This is a genomic window from Vibrio sp. 10N.261.52.A1, from assembly GCF_002876325.1.
Lineage (GTDB): Bacteria > Pseudomonadota > Gammaproteobacteria > Enterobacterales > Vibrionaceae > Vibrio > Vibrio chagasii.
The window spans coordinates 1-1,660 of sequence record NZ_MCYD01000111.1 but is presented as its reverse complement, the minus strand read 5'-3'; the positions used below and the strand labels follow the sequence as shown (position 1 = coordinate 1,660).

Sequence of the window (1,660 nt, the reverse complement as noted above, 5' to 3'; positions counted from 1 at the left end):
GATGTCAGATTTGGTGCTAATGGCTTAGATGTCAACTTTGCCTCGATTGAGAGTATTCTGACTGGCGGCGTAAGTTTCGATGTGGCCGAGAGCATTAAACCGGGCGCCCAAATCAAAGAGAACCTAAAAGAGTACACGCTGTATGACAATTACGACGCCGTATTGCAGGGCAAATACACGACCTCGCTTGATTATGTGTTGTTGTTTGAAGAGTCGGTTCGTGGCTTGAGAAAAGGCGCACCTGTGGAATATCGTGGTGTGCGAATAGGTACGGTCGATACGGTGCCGTTGCAGATACGTATGGACAAAGATGGCAAGGTTTCGAACCGTATTCCTATCCTTATTAAACTCGAAATTGAGCGAGTTTCTGAAGTCTTCAGGCAAGTGAATGCAAAAACCTTTGCTGAACGGGTCAAATTGCAGATGGGAGAGGGGCTAAGAGCGACCTTAAAAACAGGTAACCTTCTCACCGGGGCACTGTTTGTCGATATTAACTTTTATGAAGACGAAGAGCCTTATGAACCAAGAGAATTTGATGGTTATCAAGTATTCCCTGTCGTCGCTGGTGGCTTAACGGAAATTCAAAAACAGATCACCGACTTCCTTGATAAGATCAATGAGCTTCCACTGGATGCCACTATCGCTAACCTAAATGGTTCACTGGCTTCGTTAGACAGTACCTTGAAGAGCATGGATGAACTGCTTGATAGCGAGGGCGCGAAAGCCTTGCCACAAGATATCAGTGAAACCATGAAGCAGCTTGAGGTGACGTTAGATAGCTATGATGAAGACTCAGATGCTTATAAACAGCTCATTAGTGCGTCTGAAGAGTTAGAGCATGTGCTGAAAGAACTCCGCCCGTTGATCAAAGTATTAAACGACAAACCCAATGCGTTGGTGTTTGGTAGCGATGTAGAAGAAGACCCGATTCCAGTTAAGGGAGTGGAATAATGAGAAAACTATTTATATCACTGATTGTATCGTTCGGGCTTTTTGGGTGCTCTTCTCCCACTGATGGCACTCATGCTTATCTTCTACCAGAAAGTACGCTAGATAAGCCCATATTCAAGGTAAAAACTCGAGTCGACTTACCTGATTATCTCGACACCATCGGCATTGCGTATCGCAAGTCTGAAAATGAACTGGTTTCTGCGCGTAAACATGTTTGGGCTGAGAATCTAGAAGGGTTACTTGAAGAGCGTATTGACTCTTCCGATGCATCAGGGGAGTCGGATAAAGAGTTGATTATTACTTTCGAGCAGTTCAATGGTTCTTACACTGGCAATGCAGAAGTAAAAGGAACTTGGGTCTTGAGCGAGCAAGACGTGGAATTAGCACGAGCGGAATTTGAATCTAATACGCCATTAAAAGAGTCGGGGTATGATTCGCTTGTCGAAGCTTTAGGGGAGGGGCTGGATGAGGTGCTTGCAGATATTCAGTCGCAATTGCCGTGATTATCAGAAGAATATCTAGGACGTTGCCGATATTAACTTGAGAACCTCGAATCAAATTAATGAGAATATGAGAAAGCCACCGTTGATACAGTGGCTTTCTTATAATTTACGCTTGTTGAAAATTATCCATACTTATTAATAAATGCAATAACATGCTTATTGCTAAGTAGCTCTATTTTATCGATCGTTAGAATACAGTATGCGTA

Annotated in this window: 2 protein-coding genes; both read left to right on the top strand. The window is 43.4% G+C overall.

Going from position 1 to position 1,660, the window contains the following annotated elements; all coding sequences use genetic code 11:
• A partial coding sequence (locus BCT81_RS01430) for an MlaD family protein (protein ID WP_133152485.1) occupies nt 1–951 on the top strand: 951 nt, incomplete at its 5' end.
• Nucleotides 951–1,454, top strand: coding sequence for an ABC-type transport auxiliary lipoprotein family protein (locus tag BCT81_RS01425; protein ID WP_102423051.1), 504 nt, complete (start codon nt 951–953; stop codon nt 1,452–1,454). The genes BCT81_RS01430 and BCT81_RS01425, both read left to right, overlap by 1 nt.
• Nucleotides 1,455–1,660: the final 206 nt, after the last annotated feature.